The sequence below is a fragment of the Azohydromonas sp. genome, from assembly GCF_035325925.1.
Lineage (GTDB): Bacteria > Pseudomonadota > Gammaproteobacteria > Burkholderiales > Burkholderiaceae_C > Calidifontimicrobium.
The window spans coordinates 15,762-38,716 of sequence record NZ_DAOKZA010000035.1 but is presented as its reverse complement, the minus strand read 5'-3'; the positions used below and the strand labels follow the sequence as shown (position 1 = coordinate 38,716).

Genomic DNA, 22,955 nt, shown 5'->3' with positions numbered 1-22,955 from the left:
ACGTCGGCGGGGGTGGGCAGGTCGACGGGCGCGTTCACCGGGCCGCTCGAAGCGTGCGGAACGCGCGACCTGCGCATCGCGAATCGACCCGCCCGGCAGCCGCCGAAGGCGCTTCTCGGGGGCTCACGTCACGCGGTGCCGCCGACGGTGAGCCCGTCGATGCGCAGCGTCGGCTGCCCCACGCCCACCGGCACGCTCTGGCCTTCCTTGCCGCAGGTGCCCACGCCGGTGTCGAGCGCCATGTCGTTGCCGATCATCTTCACGCGCGTCAGCGCGTCGGGGCCGTTGCCGATGATCGTCGCGCCCTTCACCGGGTACTGGATGCGCCCGTTCTCGACCCAGAAGGCCTCGCTGGCCGAGAACACGAACTTGCCGCTGGTGATGTCGACCTGGCCGCCGCCGAAGTTCGTCGCGTACAGGCCCTTGCGCATGCTGGCGACGATCTCGCCCGGCGTCCTGTCGCCGCCGAGCATGTAGGTGTTGGTCATGCGCGGCATCGGCACGTGTGCGTAGCTCTCGCGGCGGCCGTTGCCGGTGGGCTTGACCTTCATCAGCCGCGCGTTCAGCGCGTCCTGCAGGTAGCCGCGCAGGATGCCGTCTTCGATCAGCACGGTGCGCTGCGTGGCGTGGCCCTCGTCGTCGACGTTCAGGCTGCCGCGGCGGTCGGGCAGCGTACCGTCGTCGAGCACGGTCACGCCCCTGGCCGCCACGCGCTGGCCGACGCGGCCGCTGAACGCGCTCGAGCCCTTGCGGTTGAAGTCGCCCTCGAGCCCGTGGCCGATCGCCTCGTGCAGCAGGATGCCGGGCCAGCCCGGGCCCAGCACCACCGTCATCTCGCCGGCCGGCGCGGGGCGGCTCTCCAGGTTGGTCAGCGCGGCGTTGACGGCCTGGTCGATGTAGGCCTCGATCTGCGCGTCCTGGAAGAAGCCCAGCCCGAAGCGCCCGCCGCCACCGCCGGTGCCGACTTCGCGCCGGCCGCCCTGCTCGGCGATCACCGTCACGCTCAGCCGCACCAGCGGGCGCACGTCGGCGGCGCGCGTGCCGTCGGCGCGCGCCACCAGCACCACGTCGTGCTCGGCGGCCACGCCGGCCATCACCTGCACGATGCGCGGGTCCTTCGAGCGCGCGAGCCGCTCCACCTTCTCGAGCAGCGCCACCTTGCTGGCGCTGTCGAGCGTGCCGATGGGGTCGGTGGCGGCGTACAGCGTGCGGCTGGCGGCGGCGCGGCTGGCGCCCACCTTCACGCGCCGGCCCTGGCCGGCGGCGGCGATGCTGCGCACGGTGCGCGCGGCGTCCATCAGCGCGGCTTCGGTGAGGTCGTCGGAATACGCGAACGCGGTCTTCTCGCCGGCCACCGCGCGCACGCCCACGCCCTGCTCGATGCTGAAGCTGCCGCTCTTGACGATGCCCTCCTCCAGGCTCCAGCCCTCGTGGCGCGTGAGCTGGAAGTACAGGTCGGCGTCGTCGACGCGGTGCTCGCCGATCAGCGTCAGCGCCTTCGCGAGCGTCGCGTCGGTCAGGCCGTAGGGTTCGAGCAGCAGCGCCTGCGCGTGCGCGAGGCGTTCGAGGGTGGGTTCGCGCGAGATCATGCGTCGATTCTAGGCAGCGGGGTGGCGGCTGGCGGCGTCATTCGCTGGCTGGGCGCGACGAGCGCGCCAGCGTCCACGCGAGGCCGATGCCGGCGGCCACGCCGTGGTCGCGGCGCACCAGCGGGCTCGCGCGGTTGGCGGCGCCGGCCACCGACTCGAGGCGCGTGAACGCGAACAGCCGCAGGTCGTCGCCGAGCGGGCGCGACAGCGACAGGCCCAGCCGCCACGCGACCAGCCCGGCGCGTGCGTCGTAGGCCTCGCGCGCCGGCGTGGCGTCGCGTGCGTCGACGCCGTAGAAGGTGTCGGCCAGACGGCGGTCGCCGATCAGCGGGCCGAAGCGCAGCCCCGCGTTCCAGCCGCCGGCCAGCCGGCGCTCGTGCACCAGCTCGGGCGCCAGCGCCCAGCCGCGGTGGCGCAGGCCGTCGCTGGCGTCGAGCACCGCGCGCAGCGGCAGGTCGAAGCGCCACGGCGCCGGGCCGCCCGGTCCCGGCTCGACCAGGTTCCACACCAGCCGCGGGCCGGCCTCGACGAGCGTGCCGAGGTCGGACATGCCGCGGCGTGCGTCGACGTCGTCCGACGACGAGCCCAGCGACCCGCCGAAGCCCACGTTGAGCTCGAAGCGCGGCGTGCGCAGCGCGCGCAGCGCCACCGCGCCCTGGTCGGCGCGCAGCACCGGGCCGCGCCAGATCAGGTACGGCAGCGGCAGCGTGCGCTGTGTGCGCTCGTTGGCGCCCGGATACGCCGGCTGCGACGCGCCGGCGGCGAACACGCCGGCCTCCCACAGCGGCAGCGCAGGGCGCGCCGGCGCGCCGGTCTGCGCCGTCGCGCCGCAGGCGACGAAAGCCGCCAGCGTGGCGGCGGCGCGGGCGGGCAACGGCGGGATACCCGAGGCGGACTGCGTCATGGCGGCGCAGCCTAGCGCAGCGCCCGCGCCGGGTGGCGCGAGGGGCCATCGCCGGCGAGCACGCTGGCTATACTGCGGCCACAGCGCCGATTTGCTCCAGCTTGCGGGCGCTTTACAAATGCCGCTAAACCGGTCCCGCCCGCACCCGGTGGCCGCAGCAGCGGCGCCGGGTGTCGTCTTTTCGGGGTCGTTCGGGCATGGGGTCGGTCGGTCAGGTCTCGCCGCAGCAGATGCACTTCGCCGAGCCGCTGGCACTGCGCAGCGGCGCGCGGCTGGCCGACTACACGCTGGTCTACGAGACCTACGGCACGCTCAACGCCGAGCGCTCCAACGCGGTGCTGGTGTGCCACGCGCTGAACGCGTCGCACCACGTGGCCGGCACCTACGCCGGCGAGCCGCGCAGCGAGGGCTGGTGGGACAACCTGGTGGGCCCCGGCAAGCCGCTGGACACCGACCGCTTCTTCGTCGTCGGCGTCAACAACCCCGGGTCGTGCTTCGGCTCGACCGGGCCGGCGAGCCTCAACCCGGCCACCGGGCGCCCCTACGGGGCCGACTTCCCGGTGGTCACCGTCGAGGACTGGGTCGACGCCCAGGCGCGGCTGCTCGACCGGCTGGGCATCGCGCAGCTGGCCGCGGTGATCGGCGGCAGCCTGGGCGGCATGCAGGCGCTGTCGTGGACGCTGCGCCACCCGACGCGCGTGCGCCACTGCGTGGCGGTGGCCACGGCGCCGAACCTGTCGGCGCAGAACATCGCGTTCAACGAGGTGGCGCGCCGCGCCATCGTCACCGACCCCGACTTCCACGGCGGCCACTTCTACGACCACGGCGTGGTGCCCAAGCGCGGGCTGCGCGTGGCGCGCATGATCGGCCACATCACCTACCTGTCGGACGACTCGATGGAGCAGAAGTTCGGCCGCGAGCTGCGCGCCGCCGAGCTGGGCTACACCACGCAGGACATCGAGTTCCAGATCGAGAGCTACCTGCGCCACCAGGGCGAGAAGTTCAGCGAGTACTTCGACGCCAACACCTACTTGCTGATCACGCGCGCGCTCGACTACTTCGACCCGGCGCGTGAGCACGGCGGCGACCTGGCGCGCGCCTTCGCCGCGGCGCAGGCGAAGTTCCTCGTCGTGAGCTTCACCACCGACTGGCGCTTCTCGCCGGCGCGCTCGCGCGAGATCGTCAAGGCGCTGGTCGACAACCGCCACGACGTGACCTACGCCGAGATCGCCGCGCCGCACGGCCACGACGCGTTCCTGCTCGACGACGCGCGCTACCACGCGGTGATGCGCGCGTACTTCGACAACGTCGCGCGCGAGGTGGCGGCATGACCTCGCGCGCCGACCACGACGTCATCGCGCGGCTGGTGCCGCGCGGCTCGCGCGTGCTCGACCTGGGCTGCGGCGACGGCGCGCTGCTCGCGCACCTGCGCGATGCGCGCGACTGCCGCGGCTTCGGCGTCGAGATCGACGACGCGAAGCTGGTGGCGTGCATCCGCCGCAACGTGAAGGTGCTGCAGCTCGACCTGGAGGAGGGGCTGGCGCTGTTCGAGGACGACAGCTTCGACGTCGTGCTGCAGCTCGACACGCTGCAGCACCTGCACCACACCGAGCGGCTGCTGCGCGAGACCGCGCGCGTGGGCCGCATGTCGATCGCCAGCTTCCCGAACTTCGCGCACTGGCCGAACCGCCTCAGCGTGCTGCGCGGGCGCATGCCGGTGACCAAGGTGCTGCCGTACCAGTGGTACGACACGCCGAACATCCGCGTGGGCACCTTCGCCGACTTCGAGGTGCTCGCCGGCCAGTGCGGGCTGCGCGTGCTGGAGTCGTTCGGGCTGCACGAGGGCCAGCGCGTCGACCGCTGGCCGAACCTGCTCGCCAGCACCGCGGTGTTCAAGTTCGAACGCGCGTGAGGCACCGCGCAGGCGGCCTGCGGCGGTGAGCGCTGCGCTGGTTCGTGGTGCCCGCCGCCCGGGCATCGCCGGGGCGCGCCCTACACTGCGTGCCGACCCCGTGCCACACGTCCGCGAACGATGAACAACGCCCCAGGAACCGCCCTCGTCACCGGCGCCAGCGCCGGCTTCGGCGCCGCCATCGTGCGCCGGCTGCACGCCGACGGCTGGCGCGTGGTCGCCGCGGCGCGTCGCGCGGATCGCCTGCAGGCGCTGGCCGGCGAACTCGGCGAGCGCGTGCTGGCGTTCCCGCTGGACGTCACCGACCGCGCCGCGGTGGCGGCGCTGCCGTCGTCGCTGCCGGCCGGCTTCGACGCGGTCGACCTGCTGGTCAACAACGCCGGCCTCGCGCTCGGGCTGCTGCCGGCGCACCAGGCCTCGCTCGACGACTGGGAGACGATGGTGGCGACCAACGTCGCCGGGCTGATGCGCTGCACCCGCGCCCTGCTGCCCGGCATGGTCGAGCGCGGGCGCGGCCACGTCGTCAACATCGGGTCCGCGGCCGGCAGCAACCCCTACCCGGGCGCCAACGTCTACGGCGCGACCAAGGCCTTCGTGCACCACTTCACGCTGAACCTGAAGGCCGACCTGCTCGGCACGCCGGTGCGCGTGACCTCGATCGAGCCCGGGCTGGTCGGCGGCAGCGAGTTCTCGAGCGTGCGCTTCAAGGGCGACGACGCACGCGCCGCGTCGGTGTACACCGGCACCGACCCGCTGCTGCCCGAGGACGTCGCCGAGGCGGTGTCGTGGGTCGCGCACCTGCCGCCGCGCGTGAACGTCAACGTCATCGAGATGATGCCGCGCTGCCAGGGCTGGGGGCCGTTGCTGATCCACCGCCGGCCTGCCGGCTGAGCCCGGCGGCGGCGACTTCGGCCGGGTCGCCGCGGTCGAGGGTGCCGGGATGGCCCTTGCATCCGGTCAATACTTCGGTAATACTGGAAATGTCGTATTCAAGCGCGATCAAAGACTCGCGACGCGTGCCCGCTGCGCGGGACCCGGCCGCCGCGACCTTCGACCCCATTCCCGGAGACCGCACCATGACCCCCGTGGACGACCTCAAGGCGATCGTCAAGCAGACCTACGGTGCCGCGGCATCGCGCGTGTCGCAGGGCACCGGCGGCGGCTGCTGCGGCAGCGCGCCCGACGCGCTGGCGAACTGCAGCCCGATCACCGCCGACCTGTACGACGAGCGCGACGCCGCCACCGTGCCGCGCGAGGCGATGCTGGCGTCGCTGGGCTGCGGCAACCCCACGGCGCTGGCCGAACTGCGCCCCGGCGAGACGGTGCTCGACCTCGGCTCGGGCGGCGGCATCGACGTGCTGCTGTCGGCGCGCCGCGTCGGCCCCGAAGGCACCGCCTACGGGCTCGACATGACCGAGCCGATGCTCGCGCTGGCGCTCGAGAACAAGCGCCGCAGCGGGCTGCGCAACGTGCACTTCCTGCGCGGCGAGATCGAGGACATCCCGCTGCCGGCGAACAGCGTCGACGTGATCATCTCGAACTGCGTGATCAACCTGGCCGCCGACAAGGACCGCGTGCTGCGCGAAGCCTTCCGCGTGCTGCGGCCGGGCGGGCGGCTGGCGGTGAGCGACGTCGTCGTGCTCGGCGAGCTGCCGCCGGCGCTGCGCCGCCGCGCCGACCTGTGGGCCGGCTGCGTGGCCGGTGCGCTGTCCGACCGCGAGTACCTCGACAAGCTCGCCGCGGCGGGTTTCGAGCAGGCGGCCGTCGAGGTCACGCGCGTCTACGAAGCCGCCGACGTCGCCGGCTGGCTCGAGGGCCGGGACGACGCCACGCGCGACGCGGCGCGGGCGTTCGCGGGCAAGCTGGCCGCCGGCTTCGTGCGCGCCGTCAAGCCGCTGGCCGCCGCAGCCGCCGCCGAGCCGGCGCCCGCGGCCGCGTCGGGCTCGTGCTGCGGCCCGCGCAACGGCTGCGGCTGAGCCGCCGGCGAGGCGCCGGCCGGCATCACACCCCGGCGACCGGCGCCAGCGGGTCGAAGTCGCCGGCGCGTTTGTCCTTCCAGGCGGCGATCGCCGCCGACATCTCGCCGATGTCGAAGATCGCGCTTTGCAGCAGCGCCATCTGCGCGAGCGCGTCGTGGGTGCCGTGGTCGCGTGCGTAGTTCAGCGCGCGCTTGCTGCCGGCGATCGCCAGCGGGCTCTTCGCGGCGATCTCGGCCGCGAGCTGCTGCGCGTGCGCGTGCAGCGCCGCGGCGTCGGGCAGCACCGCGTTGACCAGCCCCACCGCCAGCGCGCGCTCGGCGCCCACGCGCTCGCCGGTGTAGGCCATCTGGCGCGCGACGCCCTCGGGCACGATCTTCGGCAGCCGCTGCAGCGAGCCGACGTCGGCGGCCATGCCGATGTGGATCTCCTGCACGGTGAAGAACGCGTCGGCGCTGGCCACGCGGATGTCGCACGCGGCGGCCAGGTCGAGCCCGGCGCCGACGCAGCCGCCCTGCACCGCGCAGACCACCGGGAAACGCGCCTCGTCGAGCACGTCGAAGCAGGCCATCAGCCGGCGCAGCGAGTCCTGGAACGCCAGGCGCTTGCGCGCGTCGCCGGTGTCGAGCAGCGCCAGCCCGCTGGCGAACACGTCGAGCGCCATGCCGGCGCAGAAGTGCCTGCCGGTCGAGCGGATCACCAGCGCGCGCGTGCGGCCCGCGTCGGACAGGCGCTGCACCTCGTCGCGCAGCGCGCCGAAGAACGCCGGCGCGACGGTGTTCAGGCGGTCGGGGCGGTTGAGTTCGAGCGTCGCGACGCCGCTGGCGTCGTCGAGCGCGAGGCTGAAGAAGTCGTTGGCCATGCGGGTCTCCTGCGGCGCGGCAGCATAACGCCGCGTGGTCCAATCGCGGCCGATGGACGACCACGTGCGCACCGCCGACGGGTTGCGGCTCGCATTGCACCGCTGGCCCCTTGACGACGCGCGCGGCACGGTGCTGATCGTGCACGGCCTGGGCGAGCACGCCGGGCGCTACGCGCACGTCGCCGCGGCGCTGAACGCCGCCGGCTGGTCGGCGCTGGGCCACGACCACCGCGGCCACGGCGACAGCGACGGCGCACGCGGCGTGATCGCCGCCGCCGACAGCCTGCTCGCCGACCTGGCCGCGGTGATCGACGCGGTGCGCGCCGGGTCGCCGCGCGGGCCGCTGGTGCTGCTGGGCGACAGCATGGGTGGCGCGGTGGCGGCGCGCCTGGTCGCCGAGGCACTGCAGCCGGCGCCGGCGGCGTGGTCGCGCCCGGCCGACGCGCTGGTGCTCGTCGCGCCGGCGCTCGAGACGACGATGACACGCTGGCAGCGGCTGCAGCTGGCCTTGATGCGGCGACTCGCCCCCGACGTGGCGGTGCGCAGCGGTCTGGACGCGACCGCGCTGTCGCGCGACCCGGCGGTGGTGCGCGCCTACCTGGCCGACCCGCGGGTGCACGACCGCATCTCGGCGCGGCTGGCGCAGTTCATCGTCGACGCCGGCGCATTCGTGCGTGCCCACGCGGCGCGCTGGCGCGTGCCGACGCTGCTGCTGTGGGGCGGCGCCGACCGCATCGTCGCGCCGTCGGGCAGCGCGGCGTTCGCCGCCGCCGCGCCGGTCGGCGTCGTCAGCGCCTGGTGCGACCCGGCGATGTTCCACGAACCCTTCAACGACGTCGGGCGCGAACAGGTGCTGCAGCGCCTGACGGGCTGGCTGTCTACACTGCCGTCACCGCGCGAGCCACACGCCGAAGGAGACACCCGATGAACGCCCGCGACCCGCTGCAACCCGTGGCCCCCGACGAAGCCGCGGCGCTGGCCGCGTACGCCGACCGCGCCTGGGACGAACGCATCGTGCCGGCGCTGAAGGACTACATCGCGGTGCCGGCGAAGAGCCCGATGTTCGACGCCGACTGGGTCGAGCACGGCCACATCGACCGCGTCGTGCGCGACGCCGCCGCATGGGTCGAGGGCCGCAAGGTGGCCGGGCTGCGGCTCGAGGTGGTGCGCCTGCCCGGGCGCACGCCGGTGATCTTCTTCGACGTGCCGGCCACGCGCGCCGGCAGCACCGACACCGTGCTGCTTTACGGCCACCTCGACAAGCAGCCCGAGTTCAGCGGCTGGCGCCGCGACCTGGGCCCGTGGACGCCGAAGATCGACGACGGCCTGCTGTACGGGCGCGGCGGCGCCGACGACGGCTACGCGGTGTACGCGGCGATCAGCGCGATCGAGGCGCTCGACGCGCAGGGCATCGCGCGGCCGCGCTGCGTCGGCCTGATCGAGACCAGCGAGGAGAGCGGGTCGCCCGACCTGCCGGCGTACCTCGACGCGCTGCGCGGGCGCCTGGGCCAGGTCGGCCTGGTGGTGTGTCTCGACTCGGGCGCCGGCAACTACGACCAGCTGTGGCTGACCACCTCGCTGCGCGGCATGGTCAGCGGCGTGCTGAAGGTCGAGGTGCTGACCGAGGGCATCCACTCGGGCGACGCCAGCGGGCTGGTGCCGTCGAGCTTCCGCATCCTGCGCCACCTGCTCGACCGGCTCGAGGACAGCGCCACCGGCCGCCTGCTGCCCGAGAGCTTCCACTGCGAGATCCCCGGCGCGCGCGTCGAGCAGGCGAAGGCCGCCGCGGCCATCCTCGGCGAGCAGGTGTGGCAGCGTTTCCCCTGGGCCTGCGGCGCCGACGGCGGCGCGGTGCTGCCGACCACCACCGATCCGGCCGACGCGCTGCTCGCGCGCACCTGGCGCCCGACGCTGAGCGTGACCGGCGCCGAGGGTTTCCCGGCGCTCGGCGACGCCGGCAACGTGCTGCGCCCTTACACCGCGTTCAAGCTCAGCCTGCGCCTGCCGCCGCTGGTCGACGGCCACGACGCGGCGCTGCGGCTGAAGGCGCTGCTCGAGGACAACGCGCCGTACCGCGCGAAGGTCACCTTCGAGCCCGACGGCCGCGCCGGCGCGTACGGCGCCACCGGCTGGAACGCGCCCGACCTGGCGCCTTGGCTCGAGCGCGCGCTGGACGCCGCGTCGCGTGCGCACTGGGGCGCGCCGCTGGGCTTCATCGGGCAGGGCGGCACGATCCCGCTGATGAACATGCTGCAGGCCGGATTCCCGCGCGCGCAGATGATGGTGTGCGGGGTGCTCGGGCCGAAGAGCAACGCGCACGGCCCGAACGAGTTCCTGCACCTGGGCTACGCGAAGCGGCTGACCGCCGCGGTGGCGCAGGCGGTCGCCGCGTGCCCCTGACGGGCACGGCGCCTCAGGCCGCCAGGCGCTGGCGCAGGCGCTGCGCGTAGTCGCGCAGCGCCGGGTCGTTGCAGCTGCAGGCCTCGTCGAGGCAGGCGTGCGCGTAGGCGCTGTCGCACTGCAGGCGGCCGACGTCGACGCGGCGTCCCCACAGGCCCATCAGCCACTTCAGCCCGATCCATTCGGCCAACCCGGGCGAACAGTCGGCATCGGGCGCGGCGTCGGGCGCCGAGGGCAGGGGGCGTGCGGCGGACATCGTTGGATTGTGCAACTGCAGCAATCGCAGTGTGCCGCCGCGATCGCGGCGATGGCGTGCAATACCCTCGACAACGTGTCGGGATCGTGACTTCCACGCGACAGCGCGTGGGCCGGGCCTCGTGCGAGCCTGCTGCCGCGGCACCCGACACGTCCTTGCGACAGACTTCAGCGCGAAGGCGAGCACTTGCTCACGGTGCTTTCCCGAAGCCGTGCCTTCCGGGTGTCGCGGCACGCGCCGACGCGGGCCGCTGGCGCTCAGCGCAGCGTGAAGCCGGTGGTCACGAGCGTCTCGCCGGCCAGCGGCTCGATCAGCCCGAGCAGCGGCTCGAGCGGCCGGTAGCGCGCCGCCACGCGCGCCGCGTAGCCGAAGAAGCGCGGCAGGTCGGCGGCGTAGGCGGGCTTGCCATCGCGGTGCTTCAGGCGGCAGAAGATGCCCAGCACCTTCAGGTGGCGCTGCAGCCCCATCCACTCGAGCGCGCGCCAGCACTCGCCGAAGTCCTCGCCGATCGGGTGGGCGCCGAACACGCCGGCGTCGCGCGCGCACTGCCACCAGCGCACGGCCCAGTCGATCTCGCGCTCCTCGTCCCACGAAACGAAAGCGTCGCGCAGCAGCGACGCGGCGTCGTAGGTGACGGGGCCGCGCACCGCGTCCTGGAAGTCGAGGATGCCCGGGTTCGGTTCGGCGACCATCAGGTTGCGCGGCATCCAGTCGCGGTGCACCGCGACCTGCGGCTGCGCCAGCGCGCTGGCCACCAGCAGCGCGCACAGGCGCTCCCACGTCGCGCGCTCGCGCTCGCCCCAGGCCACGCCATGCTCGCGCTGCACGCACCAATCGGGAAACAGCGCCAGCTCGCGCTGCAGCAGCGCCGCGTCGTACGCGGGCAGCGTGGACGCGTCGACGTCGCGCTGGAAGCGCACCAGCGCGCCGATGGCGTCGAGCATCAGCCGGTGCGCCTCGGCGGCGCCGGCGGCCTGCAGCGCCTGCAGGTAGGGGCGCTCGCCGAGGTCGTCGAGCAGCAGGAAGCCGTGCTCGACGTCGGCGGCGAGCACCTTCGGCGCGTGCAGGCCGGCGCCGGCGATCAGCCCGGCGACGTGCACGAACGCACGCACGTCCTCGTGCGGCGGCGGTGCGTCCATCACGACGAAGCTCGTGCCGTCGCCGTCGACGCGCAGGTAGCGGCGAAAGCTCGCGTCGGCCGACGCCGGGCGCAGGCTGTCCAGGCGCAGGCGGTGCGCGCCGGCCAGCGGCTCGATCCAGCGCGCGAAGCGTTGCTCGCGGGCCGCGTCGGCCCAGGTCACGGTGGCGGGAGGCGTCATCGACGGGTGCGGGGTCGGGGCGGCGCGCGTCGCGCGACACCGCAGGCGGCCGAGGCCCCTCATGGATAATGAATTCTACAAACCGTGCCGGGCGCGAAGCCGCGGCACCCGCGCTCGAGCGGCGCGTCCGACAGCGTCCGTCCGATTCCCTCGTGCGATCGATACCCGTGTGCCGTGCGTCCGTGCCTGCCTGGCACTGCACGCGCGTCCGCCTGCGCCTGGCGCTGCTCGTCGCCTGCGCGCTGGCCGGCGCCGCGGCCGCGCAGCCGCAGGGCGAGGGCGAACCGGTGGTCGTCGAGGCCGAGCGCATCGAGGCGCGCCCCGACCGCGACGCGGTGGCCAGCGGCGACGTGCAGCTGCGCCGCGGCGCGGTGACGATCCGCGCCGACCGCATCACCTACGCCCAGCCCGAAGGCCGTGCGCGCGCCGTCGGCGACGTGCGCATCACGCGCGACGGCGATCGCTTCAGCGGCGCCGAGCTCGACCTGCTGCTCGACAGCTTCGAGGGCCACTTCCTGCTGCCCGAGTATTTCTTCGCGCGCACCCAGGCCGGCGGGCGCGCCGAGCGCATCGACTTCTTCGGCCGCCAGCGTTCGCGGCTGACCGGCGCCGACTACACCAGCTGCGACCGCGAAGGCAACGGCGCGCCCGACTGGCTGCTCAGCGCGCGGCGCGTCGAACTCGACTTCGAGAACAACGAGGGCGTCGCCGAGGGCGCGGTGCTGCGCTTCCTCGGCGTGCCGATCCTCGCGCTGCCGGTGCTGAGCTTCCCGGTCACCGACGAACGCAAGTCGGGCTGGCTGCCGCCGAACCTGAACATCGACAGCCGCAGCGGCCTCGAGGTCGGCGTGCCGTACTACTGGAACATCGCGCCGCAGTACGACGCGACGCTGACGCCCACCGTCTACACGCGCCGCGGCGTCGGGCTCGGCGGCGAGTTCCGCTACCTGGACCCGCGCTTCGCCGGCATCGTGCGCGGCCACGCGCTGCCGGGCGACGACGTCTACGGCCGCGCGCGCTCGGCGCTGGCGCTGCAGCATGCCGGCGTGCTCGACGGCTGGCGCCACCGCGTGGATGTGCAGCGCGTGTCCGACGACGACTACTGGAAGGACTTCGGCCGCGACGGCGAGCGCTTCACGCCGCGGCTGCTGCCGCGCGAGCTCGACCTGCGCCGGTCGTTCGACGCGGCCGGCCGGCGCTGGGAGGCCTACGGCGGCACGCAGCGCTGGCAGGTGCTGCAGGACCGCGACCCGTCGGCGCGCATCGTCGCGCCGTACCAGCGCGAGCTGCAGCTGGGGCTGCGCGGCATCGGCCCGGTCGGCGCCGGCGTCGAGTACGACCTGGAGGGCGAGTACAACCGCTTCACGCGGCCGCCGGGCAGCGGCGACACGCTGGTCACCGGCGAGCGCGCGCACCTGCTCGGGTCGCTGTCGCTGCCGCTGCGCGCCTCGTACGGGTGGCTCGCGCCGCGCATCGCGCTGAACGCCGCGAGCTACCGCACCGACCGGCCGATGGACGACGGGCGCACGCGCGCCACGCGCGTGGTGCCCACGCTCAGCGTCGACGGCGGCCTGGTGTTCGAGCGCGACGTGCGCTGGCTCGGCCGCGACCTGCGCCAGACGCTGGAGCCGCGCGTGGTGTACGCGAACACGCCGTACCGCGACCAGTCGGCGCTGCCGCTGTTCGACGCGGCGCCGAAGGACTTCAACGAGGTGTCGATCTACAGCGACAACGCGTTCTCCGGCATCGACCGCGTCGCCGACGCGCACCAGGTGACGGCAGGCGTGGCGACGCGTTTTCTCGAGCGCGCCAGCGGCGTCGAGCTGATGCGCTTCGCGCTGGTGCAGCGCTACCTGCTGAGCGACCAGTCGATCAGCGCCGAGGGCGAGCCGCTGACGCAGCGCGTCTCGGACCTGCTGGCCAGCGGCTCGGCGTGGGTCGCGCCGGGGCTGGCGCTCGACGTGTCGGCGCGCTACAGCCCGAGCGTCGGGCGCACGATGCGATCGGTCATCGGCGCGCACTACACGCCGGGGCCGTTCCGCACGCTGAGCGCGCGCTACAGCTTCGCGCGCGGGCTCGCCGAGCAGCTCGAGCTGGGCTGGCAGTGGCCGGTGTTCGGCGGGCCCGAGCGCGGCGCGCGTGCCAGCGGCGACGAGTGCCGCGGCTCGCTGTATGCGGTGGGCCGCGTCAACTACAGCCTGCGCGACAGCCGGCTCACCGATTCGCTGGTCGGCGTCGAGTACGACAAGGGCTGCTGGATCGCGCGCGTGGTGGCCGAGCGGCTGTCGACCGGGCGCAGCGAGGCGACCTCGCGCGTGACGCTGCAGCTCGAGCTGGTCGGGCTGTCGCGGCTGGGCTCGAACGCGCTTCGCGTGCTGAAGGACAATATCCCCGGATACCGCATGCTGCGCGAGGCGAGCCCGCTGGCGCCCCCCGACCCCGTTGCCTATGAATGAGCTCACCGTCCGCAAGCCCGCCGGCCGCATCCTGCGCGCGGCCGCCGGCGCCGCCGCCTTGGCGCTGGCGATGTCGGCGGCGGCGCAGTCGCCGGCGCGCAGCGTGCCGCGCACCGCCGACTACATCGTCGCCGTCGTCAACCAGGAACTGGTCACCGCGGTCGAGGTCGACCAGCGCCTGGCGCGCGTGCGCGACGGCGCGGCACGCGGCAACGCGACGCTGCCGCCGCCGGCGCAGCTGCGCCAGCAGGTGCTCGACAGCCTGATCGACGAGCGCGTCGTGCTCAGCCACGCGCGCGACACCGGGGTGCGCATCGACGACGCCGAGGTCGAACGCGCGCTGGCCAGCGTGGCGCTGCAGAACCAGATCCAGCCGGCGCAGCTGCGCGAGCGTGTCGAGCGCGAGGGCCTCGATTTCAACCGCTTCCGCGCCAACCTGCGCGACCAGCTGCTCGTCGAACGCGTGCGCGAGCGCGAGGTGCAGCGGCGCATCAGCGTGACCGACGGCGAGATCGACGCCTTCCTCGCCGAGCAGCGCGGCGCCGCCGCGGCGCAGGTCGAGCTCAACGTGGCGCAGATCCTGGTGCCGGTGCCCGAACAGGCGAGCGAGGCGGTCCAGGCCGAGCGCCGCGCGCGCGCCGAAGCGGCACTGGCGCGGGTGCGCGGCGGCGAGGACTTCGCCGCGGTCGCGCGCGAGGTGTCGGAGGACGGCAACCGCGAACGCGGCGGCGAGATCGGGATGCGCCCCGCCGAGCGGCTGCCGCCGCTGTTCGTCGACGCGGTGCGCGCGTTGCAGCCGGGAGCCGTCGCCCCCCAGGTGCTGCGCAGCGGCGCGGGCTTCCACGTGCTCAAGCTCGTCGAGCGGCGCGACGCCGGCGCGTTCAGCGTGACGCAGACCCGCGCGCGCCACATCCTGCTGCGCCCGAGCGCGCGCGGCGGCAACGCCGCGGCACAGCGCCAGCTCGCCGAACTGCGCCGCGCGATCGTCGCCGGCGAACGCCGCTTCGACGACGTCGCCCGCGAGGTCTCCGAGGACGGCTCGGCGGCGCAGGGCGGCGACCTGGGCTGGACGTCGCCCGGCAGCTTCGTGCCCGAGTTCGAGGAGGCGATGAACGCGCTGCCGCCGGGCGGCGTCTCCGAGCCGCTGGTCTCGCGCTTCGGCGTGCACCTGATCCAGGTGCTGGAGCGGCGCAACGTCGACCTCGAGCCGCGCCAGCTGCGCCAGCTCGCCGCCAACGCGCTGCGCGAGCAGAAGTACGAGCAGGCCTACCGCGACTGGGTGCGCGAACTGCGCTCGCAGGCCTACGTCGAGCTGCGCGACGCGCGATGAGCGGCGTCGGCGGGTCGCCACCGCGGTGAGCCGGCACGTCGCGCGCAAGCGCTTCGGCCAGCACTTCCTGGTCGACGCCGGCGTGATCGACGCGATCGTCGGCGCCATCGACCCGCGGCCCGGCGAGGCACTGGTCGAGATCGGCCCCGGGCTGGGCGCGATGACCGCGCCGTTGCTCGCGCGCTGCGGCGCGCTGACGGTGATCGAGCTCGACCGCGACCTCGCGGCGCGACTGCGCGCGCGCGCCGGGCTGACGGTGGTCGAGGCCGACGTGCTGCAGGTCGACTTTGCGGCGCTGGCGCGCGAGCGGGCGCAGCCGCTGCGCGTGGTCGGCAACCTGCCGTACAACATCTCGACGCCGATCCTGTTCCACCTGCTCGGTGCGGTCGGGCAGGTCGTCGACCAGCACTTCATGCTGCAGAAGGAGGTCGTCGAGCGCATGGCCGCGGCGCCCGGCGGCAAGGACTACGGCCGGCTGTCGGTGATGCTGCAGTGGCGCTACGCGATCGAGCCGGTGCTCGAGGTGCCGCCGCAGGCGTTCGACCCGCCGCCGCGCGTCGACTCGGCAGTGGTGCGCATGCGCCCGCTGCCGCAGCCGCCGGCGGTCGACGCGGGTCGGCTCGGCGAGCTGGTCGCGGTGGCGTTCTCGCAGCGCCGCAAGCTGCTGCGCCACACGCTGGGCCGCTGGCTGGCCGCCCACGGCGCCGGCGACGGCTTCGACCTGCAGCGCCGCGCCGAAGAGGTGCCGGTGGCCGAGTACGTCGCGCTGGCGGCGCGCCTCGGCGGCCGCTGAGGCGCCGCAGGATTGCACCGGCCAACGACGACGGCGGCCCGGGGGCCGCCGTCGTCGTTCAGCGCGTGCGAGGTGCTACGCGGCGTTGAGCCACATCGCGGTGTCGAACGCGCTCGACATCTTCGGCATGTTCATGCCGAAGTTGGGGTTCGCGCCGTTCTTCGGCACGGCGATCTTCGCCGCCGGCTTGATCGCGCTGTTCTGGGCCACTTCCGTCGCCCGCTCCCATGACCCGATTTCCTGGGAGCGGGCTACCGAAAAGAATAGAAACACCTGAACGGGATTCGTCGCTCGGCCCAGAAGTCGGCGGCGTCGCGGAACACGTCGAGCAGCTGCTCGCGGGCCTCGCGGTCGAAGCGCGCGTTGTCGGGCAGTTGGTCGAGCACCACGACGAACCCGGTCTGCGGCCCGGCCTTGTGCACCAGGTCGGTCATGCAGTCGTACAGCGCGTCGAGGTTCTTCCCGAAGTGCCCCGGAAACAGGAACGACTGCGCGATCTGCTCGAGCACCTCCTGCTTGGTCTGGGCCTCGCCGAGGTTGGCGTACAGGAAGTGCTGGCCTTCGTGCTGCGCAGCCTCGGACAGATCGTCCACCCTGTAGGCGCGTATCGCCTGCACGATGTTGGGTCGCACGGTGTGCAAGAGCATGGTCAAGATCCTCCTGGATCCACGGATGACGATGGGTGTCGACTCAATGGTCGGCCACGATGCGCGCGAAGCTCGCGTAGTGGTCGGCGGTGTAGTAGCAGGCCTGCGGCGCGGTCGGCTGGCGCCCGCCGCAGACGATGCGGCGCGCGCCGCGGTCGCCCGCGCCCGGCGTGCGCACCGTGTACTCGCGGTAGAAGCCGCGCGGCTGTGCCGGCAGCAGGCGCTCGCGGTTGAAGAACGTCGTGCCGTCCTTGCGGTACGGGAAAGGCCCGCCGGCGAGGATCAGCCGCTGCGTGTACTGCGCCTCGGCCGGCAGTGCCGCGAGCGAGACGGTGGGCAGTTCGGCCGCGGGCGCGCGCTGGCGCGCCTGCGCACCTGCGGCCAGCAGCGACGCCCCCAGCACCAGCGCGAGCGCGGTGCGGCCGACGCCGCCCGACACCCGGCCCATCGCCGCGCCTGCCGACGAGCCCCCGGCCGCGCGGCGAGCGAGCGCCGACTTCGGGCGCAGCGGCGACGACGACGTTCCGAACGGGAGCACGGGCAAACCCTGAGTGAAAACCCTGCATGGTACCGAAACGGGGCCGAAACCTCAACCCGACGACCCTCGCGGAGCCTGGGACGGCAGTATCTAAGTGTTCACTTACATCGTTCTTGCGCGCCGTCAATGCGAGAAGGATCGCCCGGCGCTCGTCGGCGGCACCGCGGTGATTCTCGATACAGGGTCACCGTGGTTCGGACCAGGGTCGTGAGTTCAAGTCGGTGAGCGTTTGCTGACTTTTTGCCGAATCGCGGGTGACCTGCCGGCAAGTGCGCCCGGGACCGCTGCCTAGAATCGAGCCGATGCGTCCGCCCCGCCCCGCCGCGCCCACGACGACTCCGGTGGCCCTCGGCGAGACGGGCGGCGCGCGCCGCCGCACACGGCTGGCTGCGGTGCACCGGCTGCTGGTCGTCGCCGTGCTCGGCTTCGCGTCGGGGCTGCCGCTGGCGCTCACCGGCCAGGCGCTGCAGGCCTGGATGACCGTCGAAGGGCTCGACGTGGCGACCATCGGCTTCCTCAGCCTGGTCGGCCTGCCGTACACGTTCAAGTTCCTGTGGGCGCCGCTGATGGACCGCTTCGACCTGCCGTGGCTGGGCCGGCGTCGGGGCTGGCTGGTGTTCACGCAGCTGGCGCTGGCGGGCGTGCTGTGGGCGCTGTCGCACACCTCGCCGGCCGGCGCGCTGCAGGTGTTCGCGCTGCTCGCGGTGGCGCTGGCGTTCGCCTCGGCGTCGCAGGACGTGGTCATCGACGCGTACCGCACCGACCTGCTGCCGGCGCCCGAGCGCGGGCTGGGATCGTCGCTGAACGTGCTCGGTTACCGGCTGGCGATGATCGTGTCGGGCGGCGTCGCGTTCATCTGGACCGACCCCGCCAACGTCGCCAGCGGCGCCGGCTGGACCTGGCCCGAGGTCTACCGGCTGATGGCCGCGCTGATGGTCGCCGCCGCGGTCTTCTCGGCCGCGCTGCTGCCGCGGGTCGCGCGACCCGAGATGCCGCCGACGCTGGCGCGCAACGACATCACCGGATTCTTCGCGGTGGTCGCGGCGGCCGCGGTGGGTTACGGGGTGACGCAGCAGCTGTTCGTGCCGCTGGCCGGGGCGCTGCTCGGCCCCTGGCTCGACGCCAGCGCGCTGGCCGAGCCGCTGCGCCGGCGCTGGACCGACCTGCTCGCGCTGCTGATGGGCATCGCGCTGACGCTGCCGCTGGGCGCCTGGGCGGCGCGGCGCGCGCGCTTCGCCACGCTGCTCGGCGGGCTGAGCAGCTACTTCAGCCAGCCCGGGGCCTGGGGCTTCCTCGCGTTCATCGTGCTGTACAAGCTCGGCGACGCGTTCGCCGGCTCGCTGATGACGCCGTTCCTGCTGAAGGCGATGGCCTACAGCTCGGCCGAGGTCGGCGTGGTCAACAAGGTCATCGGGCTGTGGCTGACGATCGGCGGTGCGCTGCTCGGCGGCGCGCTGATGTTCAGGCTCGGGCTGTGGCGCGCGCTGATGCTGTTCGGCGTGCTGCAGATGGCGAGCAACCTGGGGTTCTGGTGGCTCGCGGTGAACGGTCGCGGCGTGCTGCCGGGGCTGGCGCTGCCGGCGTTCGACTGGGGTTTCGTGTCGCTGGCACAGGCCACGCAGGTCGACGGCGGGCTGCTGATGGTCATCGCGTTCGAGAACCTGTCGGGCGGCATGGGCACCGCGGCCTTCGTCGCGTTCCTGATGGGCCTGTGCAACCAGCGTTTCACCGCCACGCAGTTCGCGCTGCTCAGCGCGTTCGCGTCGGTCGGCCGGGTGTGGGTCGGCCCGCTGGCCGGCGTGCTCGCCGAGAGCATCGGCTGGCCCGCCTTCTTCGTCGTCAGCACGGTCGCAGCGCTGCCGGCGCTGCTGCTGCTGTGGATGTTGCGCGCGCCGGTGCGCGCGCTCGAGGTCGACCCGGCCAGCGCCGGCTGCGCCGATGACTGAGCACCCCCCCCTCTCCGGACCCCGGCCGGCCCGCCCCCCGCAGGCGTCGGGCCGGGTGACCGCGCCCGTGCAGCCCGGGGCACGCCCGCGCCGCGGAACCGTCGCGGCCCGGTGCCGGTCCGAAGCGGCATGACCGCCGACATGTTCCGCACCGATGCCGCGCTGAGCGAGGCGCCGCCGCGCCACGCAGGCGGCTGCCGCTGCGCGCTGCACGCGCGCCGGGGCTTCACCGCGGGGCTGGCCGCAGTCGCCGCGTGGCCGGCGCTGGCGCAGGACGGCGACGGCGTCCGGGGCGACGTCGGACGCACGTCGCGCTTCGCACAGCTGGTGCCGGCCGAGCAGGTCGAGCGCGCCGCCGCGGCGCAGTACCTGCAGGTCACGCGCGAGGCGGCGCAGCAGCGCGCGCTGGCGCCGGCGACCCACCCGCAGGTGGTGCGGCTGCGCGCGATCGCGCAACGGCTCGTGCCTTACACCGCGCCGTGGAACCCGCGTGCGCGCCAGTGGCAGTGGGAGGTCAACCTGCTCGGCAGCCCGCAGGTCAACGCGTTCTGCATGCCCGGCGGCAAGATCGCGTTCTACTGGGGCCTGCTGCACCAGCTGCAGCTCGACGACGACGAGGTCGCGGCGATCATGGGCCACGAGATGGCGCACGCGCTGCGCGAACACGCGCGCGAGCGCATGGGCAAGACCGCGGCCACGCGCATCGGCGTCGGCGTGCTGTCGTCGCTGCTCGGCCTCGGCGCCGCCGGCGACACGCTGCTGGGCATGGGCGGCCAGCTGCTGACGCTCAAGTTCAGCCGCGACGACGAGAGCGAGGCCGACCTGGTCGGCATGGAACTGGCCGCGCGCGCCGGCTACGACCCGGCCGCCGGCGTGTCGCTGTGGCAGAAGATGACGGCGCGCGGCCGCGGCGCGCCGCCGCAGTTCCTGTCGACGCACCCGGCCGGCGAGACGCGCATCCGCGACATCGAGGCGGTGCTGCCGCGCGTGCAGCCGCTGTACGTGCGCGCGGCCAGGCCGCCGCGGCGGTACGGGCCCCCGCCGAGGGCTTGAGGCCGCGCGGCGGCGCGCGACCCGGCATCGCGGCCCGTCGCCTGGACTCGGCGGTGCACGCGCACGGCGCGCAACCCGCTCAGCCGGGTCTCGCCGCCAGCGCAGCCTCCCAGAACCAGACGCCCGTCTCACGCGCCCGGGATCGCAGTGCGGCTTCCCTGGACGCGTCGCCGCCGCGGCGCTCGAGGCGGCGCACATGGCATGCAAGCGCCTCGAAGTACGGCGCGACCAGTGTCGAGCCGGTCGCCGCGTAAGCCAGCAGCGCGTCGTCGATGAGGTTGACACCTTCGTCGGGTGCATCCAGCCCGGTGACCCATCCCTTCACCGCCTTCGCCCAGGCGATCCAGTACTGGAAGTTGTGCTGGTTGCCGATGCGCAGCGCCTCGTCTGCGTGCGCAGCGGCGCTGCGCGGATCTCCGGCGATCTGGGCACACGAGGCAGCGAAACACAGCGCATAGCCGGTGCTGAAGGGGTGGCCGGCGGCCTTGGCGTGCCGCACGGCCGCATCGACGAAGTCGCGGCTCGTGGCATGCCGGCCGCTGGCGGCATCGATCCACGCCAGGTACGACATCGCGAGCGAGGCCGGTTCGATGCCCGAAGCCGTTGCATGGTCGGCGTGACGATGCGCATCGTAGAGATCGAGCACCCGGTTCAACCAGGCCTTCGCGACGTCGAACGACGCGCGGTAGAAGGGCGGCAGTGCCCGGGCTCTGAGCGCGACCAACAGGCGCTGCTCGCGACGGTCGGGGTCGTCGCAGGCTTGCGCGCTCGCGACGAGGTGCCTCGCGATGGGCTCCGCCCGTCGCAGTTCGCTGCGCAGCAAGTGCACGTTGAAGCGCCCCCGCTGCAACTCGAACGCGGCGTCGTCGTTTCCGACCCGTCGACACAGGGCGACGGCACGCCGGTACACCTGCTCCAGCTCCGGGGTCGACCAGCCGGAAATCGCGATGAGCGGATTGACGATTCGACGCAGCAGCTCGAGCTCCAACCGGTCGGCCTCGTGCGTGTCGAGCAGGCGCAGCGCCTGGCAGTCGTCGAGTCCGCGGCGCACGTGGGCAAGTGCCTCGTCGTTTGCCGACCTCTGCGTGGCGAGGCCATGGGCGCGAATCCAATGGTCGATCGCCTTGCTGTGCTCGCCGCCCAGCGAGTAGTGGGTGGCGAGCAACTCGGGCATCAGCGCTTCGACGGGAGCGGCAGAGTCGTTCGCGAGTTGTGCGGCACGGCGGTGCAGACGCTCGCGCTCCGACTTGAGCAGTGTGTGATACGCCGTGTCACGCAACAGCGCGTGGCGGAACTCCAGCCACGCTTCGGGCAGTGAACCCGACCGAACCAGGATGCGGGCTTCGACGAGCGCCGCGACCGTCGGCTCCAGCTCGCTGTCCGGAACCCCGACGAGCTGACGCAACTGCCGGTAATGGAAGCGGCGACCGAAGATCGAGGCGCACAGTGCCACGCTTCGACCGTCGCCGAGCGTGTCGAGCACCGCCATCAGCGAGTCGCGCAAGGTCAGCGGAATCCGGTCGGGACCGTGATCGGTCGACGACAGCGCGCGCACGAACTCCTCGATGTACAGCGGCACCCCTTCGGCGTGCGCGACGATCTCGGCGACCTCGTACGAACTCAGCGGCTTGGCCGTGGTCAGGGCGCGGACCAGAGACGCCGCGTCGCCCGCCGCCAGACGGTCGAGCGTCTCGGTTCGCAGCCCTGCCGTCGTGGCGAGCACGCCGTCGGGCGGCCGGCGCGAAGTCAGCAGCACGACGAACTGGCCCGCCTGCGCCGGCGACACGAGTTCGGCGACGAACTCCACCGTCGTCGAGTCGGCCCAATGCAGGTCCTCGACCAGGATGCCGACGCGCGGACCGAGCCGCCCGAGGCCGGCGCGCAGGTTCTCGAAGGTCCGCTGGCGACGGCGAAACGGCGTGATCGCCTCGTCGCCCGGCGCGTCGGCGACCGCGCCGGCATCGCCGCGATCCCCACCGGCGTCCACCGGTGCGAGGACATCGCTGGCGGCCTCGCCGGTGAGCCACTCCCGGAAGGGCAGCAGCGGCGAGGTCTGCCCGTATGGCGAGCAAGCCAGCTCGACCCACGGCCACGTGCTGGCGGGTGCCCTCCGCCTCACCTCCTGCACGAGCCGGCTCTTGCCGACGCCCGCCTCACCGACGATCAGCACCCCTGCCGGCGCGGCCTCGCCGGCATCGAGCAGCGCGACGATGCGCTCGATCACCGTCTGCCGGCCGAGCAGTGTCGCGTTCGACAGCGCGCGTCGCCGCGCCGAGTCATGCGGGACGTCGACGACGGCGTACGCCCGCGTCGACCCGATCCGGTCGGGTTGCGTGTCGCGAATCAGCGGCCCCAGCCGGATGCTGGCCGGCAGCAGCGTCGCCGTGGCATCGCTGACCACCACCTGTCCGGGCTGCGCCATGCCCTGGAGGCGGGCAGCGATGTTCGGCACCGCCCCCAGCACGCCGGCGCTCTCGGCGCTGTCGCGGCCGACGACGTCGCCGACGACGGCCAGCCCGGTGTGCAGTCCGACGCGCGCCCGCAGCCTGAGCCCTGCGCCGCCACGGACGCTCGAAGTCAGGGCGGGCCGCAGTTCGGCGATGCCGCGCAACAGTTCCCAGGCCGCGCACACGCCGCGCAAGGCGTCGTCGTCCGACGCGCGCGGATAGCCGAAGTACGCCAGCACGCCGTCACCGACGTAGCGCGAGACGTAGCCGCGCCAATGCGTGACCACGCGGGCACACACGTCGCGGTAGGCGCTGATGGCGTTGGTGAAGTCTTCGGCGTCGAGTTCGAGCGACAACCTGGTCGAGTCGACCAGGTCGCAGAACATCACGGTCAGCTGGCGCCGCTCGCTCGAACCCGCCGCGAGCACCGGGTCGCGCAGCCGCTCCCCGCAATCGGAGCAGAACCGGGCTGCCGGGGCACACTCGCTGCCGCACGCCAGGCATCTCACGCGAATCTCCCGCCGCTG

At 73.6% G+C, this 22,955-nt stretch carries 20 protein-coding genes and 1 riboswitch; of the genes, 11 read left to right on the top strand and 9 right to left on the bottom strand.

Annotation, left to right across the window (positions count from 1 at the left end; all coding sequences use genetic code 11):
- Positions 1-128: 128 nt before the first annotated feature.
- Both tldD and PKC53_RS13270 read right to left on the bottom strand, forming a co-directional pair.
- Positions 129-1,589, bottom strand: a complete 1,461-nt coding sequence (gene tldD, locus PKC53_RS13275; protein WP_324429346.1) for a metalloprotease TldD — start codon at positions 1,587-1,589, stop codon at positions 129-131.
- A 37-nt stretch (positions 1,590-1,626) separates the two neighbouring features.
- Entirely contained in the window at positions 1,627-2,493 is an 867-nt protein-coding gene (locus tag PKC53_RS13270) for a MipA/OmpV family protein (RefSeq protein WP_324429344.1), read from the bottom strand.
- A gap of 73 nt (positions 2,494-2,566) precedes the next feature.
- Positions 2,567-2,642, top strand: a riboswitch (SAM riboswitch).
- A 48-nt stretch (positions 2,643-2,690) separates the two neighbouring features.
- Here PKC53_RS13270 and PKC53_RS13265 point away from each other — a divergent pair.
- The 4 genes from PKC53_RS13265 to PKC53_RS13250 all read left to right on the top strand — a co-directional run bounded on the left by PKC53_RS13265 (position 2,691) and on the right by PKC53_RS13250 (position 6,381).
- Positions 2,691-3,824 carry a homoserine O-acetyltransferase gene (locus PKC53_RS13265; protein WP_324429342.1) on the top strand — a complete coding sequence of 378 codons (1,134 nt, stop codon included), beginning with the start codon at positions 2,691-2,693 and terminating at the stop codon, positions 3,822-3,824.
- Entirely contained in the window at positions 3,821-4,405 is a 585-nt protein-coding gene (gene metW / locus PKC53_RS13260; protein ID WP_324429340.1) for a methionine biosynthesis protein MetW, read from the top strand. Before PKC53_RS13265 ends, metW begins: the two co-directional genes overlap by 4 nt.
- Before the next feature lie 120 nt (positions 4,406-4,525).
- Positions 4,526-5,296, top strand: coding sequence for an SDR family NAD(P)-dependent oxidoreductase (locus PKC53_RS13255; protein WP_324429339.1), 771 nt, complete (start codon positions 4,526-4,528; stop codon positions 5,294-5,296).
- Between the two features lie 185 nt (positions 5,297-5,481).
- Complete coding sequence (locus PKC53_RS13250; RefSeq protein WP_324429337.1) at positions 5,482-6,381, top strand: arsenite methyltransferase; 900 nt, start codon at positions 5,482-5,484, stop codon at positions 6,379-6,381.
- Between the two features lie 25 nt (positions 6,382-6,406).
- Here the strand turns inward: PKC53_RS13250 and PKC53_RS13245 are convergent, their stop codons facing one another.
- On the bottom strand, positions 6,407-7,243 hold the full coding sequence (locus PKC53_RS13245; protein WP_324429335.1) for an enoyl-CoA hydratase-related protein: 837 nt from the start codon (positions 7,241-7,243) through the stop codon (positions 6,407-6,409).
- Positions 7,244-7,295: 52 nt separating this feature from the next.
- Here PKC53_RS13245 and PKC53_RS13240 point away from each other — a divergent pair, with 52 nt between their 5' ends.
- Positions 7,296-8,171, top strand: coding sequence for a lysophospholipase (locus PKC53_RS13240; protein ID WP_324429333.1), 876 nt, complete (start codon positions 7,296-7,298; stop codon positions 8,169-8,171).
- On the top strand, positions 8,168-9,643 hold the full coding sequence (locus tag PKC53_RS13235; protein WP_324429331.1) for a M20/M25/M40 family metallo-hydrolase: 1,476 nt from the start codon (positions 8,168-8,170) through the stop codon (positions 9,641-9,643). The genes PKC53_RS13240 and PKC53_RS13235 overlap by 4 nt, the downstream gene beginning before the upstream one ends.
- Positions 9,644-9,656: 13 nt before the next feature.
- On the opposite strand, the gene PKC53_RS13230 is transcribed toward PKC53_RS13235, so the two are convergent.
- Positions 9,657-9,899 carry a hypothetical protein gene (locus PKC53_RS13230; RefSeq protein WP_324429330.1) on the bottom strand — a complete coding sequence of 81 codons (243 nt, stop codon included), beginning with the start codon at positions 9,897-9,899 and terminating at the stop codon, positions 9,657-9,659.
- 257 nt (positions 9,900-10,156) lie between these two features.
- The gene (locus PKC53_RS13225) at positions 10,157-11,218 is read right to left on the bottom strand and encodes a phosphotransferase (protein WP_324429328.1); all 1,062 of its coding nucleotides are present in this window, start codon (positions 11,216-11,218) and stop codon (positions 10,157-10,159) included.
- A gap of 182 nt (positions 11,219-11,400) precedes the next feature.
- Between PKC53_RS13225 and PKC53_RS13220 the strand changes: the two genes are divergently transcribed.
- From PKC53_RS13220 to rsmA, 3 genes are read left to right on the top strand one after another with little or no spacing between them, the layout of a single operon-like run.
- Positions 11,401-13,674, top strand: a complete 2,274-nt coding sequence (locus tag PKC53_RS13220) for an LPS-assembly protein LptD (RefSeq protein WP_324429325.1) — start codon at positions 11,401-11,403, stop codon at positions 13,672-13,674.
- A complete protein-coding gene (locus tag PKC53_RS13215) occupies positions 13,667-15,004 on the top strand; it encodes a peptidylprolyl isomerase (RefSeq protein ID WP_324429323.1) in 1,338 nt (445 codons plus the stop codon). The genes PKC53_RS13220 and PKC53_RS13215 overlap by 8 nt, the downstream gene beginning before the upstream one ends.
- Before the next feature lie 25 nt (positions 15,005-15,029).
- The gene (rsmA, locus tag PKC53_RS13210) at positions 15,030-15,797 is read left to right on the top strand and encodes a 16S rRNA (adenine(1518)-N(6)/adenine(1519)-N(6))-dimethyltransferase RsmA (RefSeq protein WP_324429321.1); all 768 of its coding nucleotides are present in this window, start codon (positions 15,030-15,032) and stop codon (positions 15,795-15,797) included.
- Between the two features lie 75 nt (positions 15,798-15,872).
- Here the strand turns inward: rsmA and PKC53_RS13205 are convergent, their stop codons facing one another.
- The 3 genes from PKC53_RS13205 to PKC53_RS13195 are packed head-to-tail and all read right to left on the bottom strand — an operon-like array spanning position 15,873 to position 16,892.
- Positions 15,873-16,007, bottom strand: coding sequence for a hypothetical protein (locus PKC53_RS13205; RefSeq protein ID WP_324429320.1), 135 nt, complete (start codon positions 16,005-16,007; stop codon positions 15,873-15,875).
- A 41-nt stretch (positions 16,008-16,048) separates the two neighbouring features.
- On the bottom strand, positions 16,049-16,444 hold the full coding sequence (locus PKC53_RS13200; protein ID WP_324429318.1) for a barstar family protein: 396 nt from the start codon (positions 16,442-16,444) through the stop codon (positions 16,049-16,051).
- 43 nt (positions 16,445-16,487) lie between these two features.
- Positions 16,488-16,892, bottom strand: a complete 405-nt coding sequence (locus PKC53_RS13195) for a ribonuclease domain-containing protein (RefSeq protein WP_324429348.1) — start codon at positions 16,890-16,892, stop codon at positions 16,488-16,490.
- 392 nt (positions 16,893-17,284) lie between these two features.
- Here PKC53_RS13195 and PKC53_RS13190 point away from each other — a divergent pair, with 392 nt between their 5' ends.
- Together PKC53_RS13190 and PKC53_RS13185 are read left to right on the top strand one after the other, a co-directional pair.
- On the top strand, positions 17,285-18,928 hold the full coding sequence (locus PKC53_RS13190; RefSeq protein WP_324429316.1) for an MFS transporter: 1,644 nt from the start codon (positions 17,285-17,287) through the stop codon (positions 18,926-18,928).
- A 129-nt stretch (positions 18,929-19,057) separates the two neighbouring features.
- Positions 19,058-19,981 (top strand): M48 family metallopeptidase, encoded by a 924-nt coding sequence (locus tag PKC53_RS13185; protein WP_324429314.1) that lies wholly within the window; start codon positions 19,058-19,060, stop codon positions 19,979-19,981.
- A 79-nt stretch (positions 19,982-20,060) separates the two neighbouring features.
- On the opposite strand, the gene PKC53_RS13180 is transcribed toward PKC53_RS13185, so the two are convergent.
- Positions 20,061-22,937 (bottom strand): AAA family ATPase, encoded by a 2,877-nt coding sequence (locus tag PKC53_RS13180; RefSeq protein WP_324429312.1) that lies wholly within the window; start codon positions 22,935-22,937, stop codon positions 20,061-20,063.
- Positions 22,938-22,955: the final 18 nt, after the last annotated feature.

Coding starts and splice junctions, on each gene's coding strand:
- PKC53_RS13225 (WP_324429328.1), bottom strand. CDS start 11,218: ATGACGCCTCCCGCCACCGTGACCTGGGCCGACGCGGCCCGCGAGCAA.
- PKC53_RS13265 (WP_324429342.1), top strand. CDS start 2,691: ATGGGGTCGGTCGGTCAGGTCTCGCCGCAGCAGATGCACTTCGCCGAG.
- PKC53_RS13270 (WP_324429344.1), bottom strand. CDS start 2,493: ATGACGCAGTCCGCCTCGGGTATCCCGCCGTTGCCCGCCCGCGCCGCC.
- PKC53_RS13240 (WP_324429333.1), top strand. CDS start 7,296: ATGGACGACCACGTGCGCACCGCCGACGGGTTGCGGCTCGCATTGCAC.
- PKC53_RS13215 (WP_324429323.1), top strand. CDS start 13,667: ATGAATGAGCTCACCGTCCGCAAGCCCGCCGGCCGCATCCTGCGCGCG.
- PKC53_RS13255 (WP_324429339.1), top strand. CDS start 4,526: ATGAACAACGCCCCAGGAACCGCCCTCGTCACCGGCGCCAGCGCCGGC.
- PKC53_RS13185 (WP_324429314.1), top strand. CDS start 19,058: ATGACCGCCGACATGTTCCGCACCGATGCCGCGCTGAGCGAGGCGCCG.
- metW (WP_324429340.1), top strand. CDS start 3,821: ATGACCTCGCGCGCCGACCACGACGTCATCGCGCGGCTGGTGCCGCGC.
- PKC53_RS13235 (WP_324429331.1), top strand. CDS start 8,168: ATGAACGCCCGCGACCCGCTGCAACCCGTGGCCCCCGACGAAGCCGCG.
- PKC53_RS13200 (WP_324429318.1), bottom strand. CDS start 16,444: ATGCTCTTGCACACCGTGCGACCCAACATCGTGCAGGCGATACGCGCC.
- PKC53_RS13250 (WP_324429337.1), top strand. CDS start 5,482: ATGACCCCCGTGGACGACCTCAAGGCGATCGTCAAGCAGACCTACGGT.
- PKC53_RS13245 (WP_324429335.1), bottom strand. CDS start 7,243: ATGGCCAACGACTTCTTCAGCCTCGCGCTCGACGACGCCAGCGGCGTC.
- PKC53_RS13230 (WP_324429330.1), bottom strand. CDS start 9,899: ATGTCCGCCGCACGCCCCCTGCCCTCGGCGCCCGACGCCGCGCCCGAT.
- PKC53_RS13190 (WP_324429316.1), top strand. CDS start 17,285: ATGCGTCCGCCCCGCCCCGCCGCGCCCACGACGACTCCGGTGGCCCTC.
- tldD (WP_324429346.1), bottom strand. CDS start 1,589: ATGATCTCGCGCGAACCCACCCTCGAACGCCTCGCGCACGCGCAGGCG.
- PKC53_RS13195 (WP_324429348.1), bottom strand. CDS start 16,892: ATGGGCCGGGTGTCGGGCGGCGTCGGCCGCACCGCGCTCGCGCTGGTG.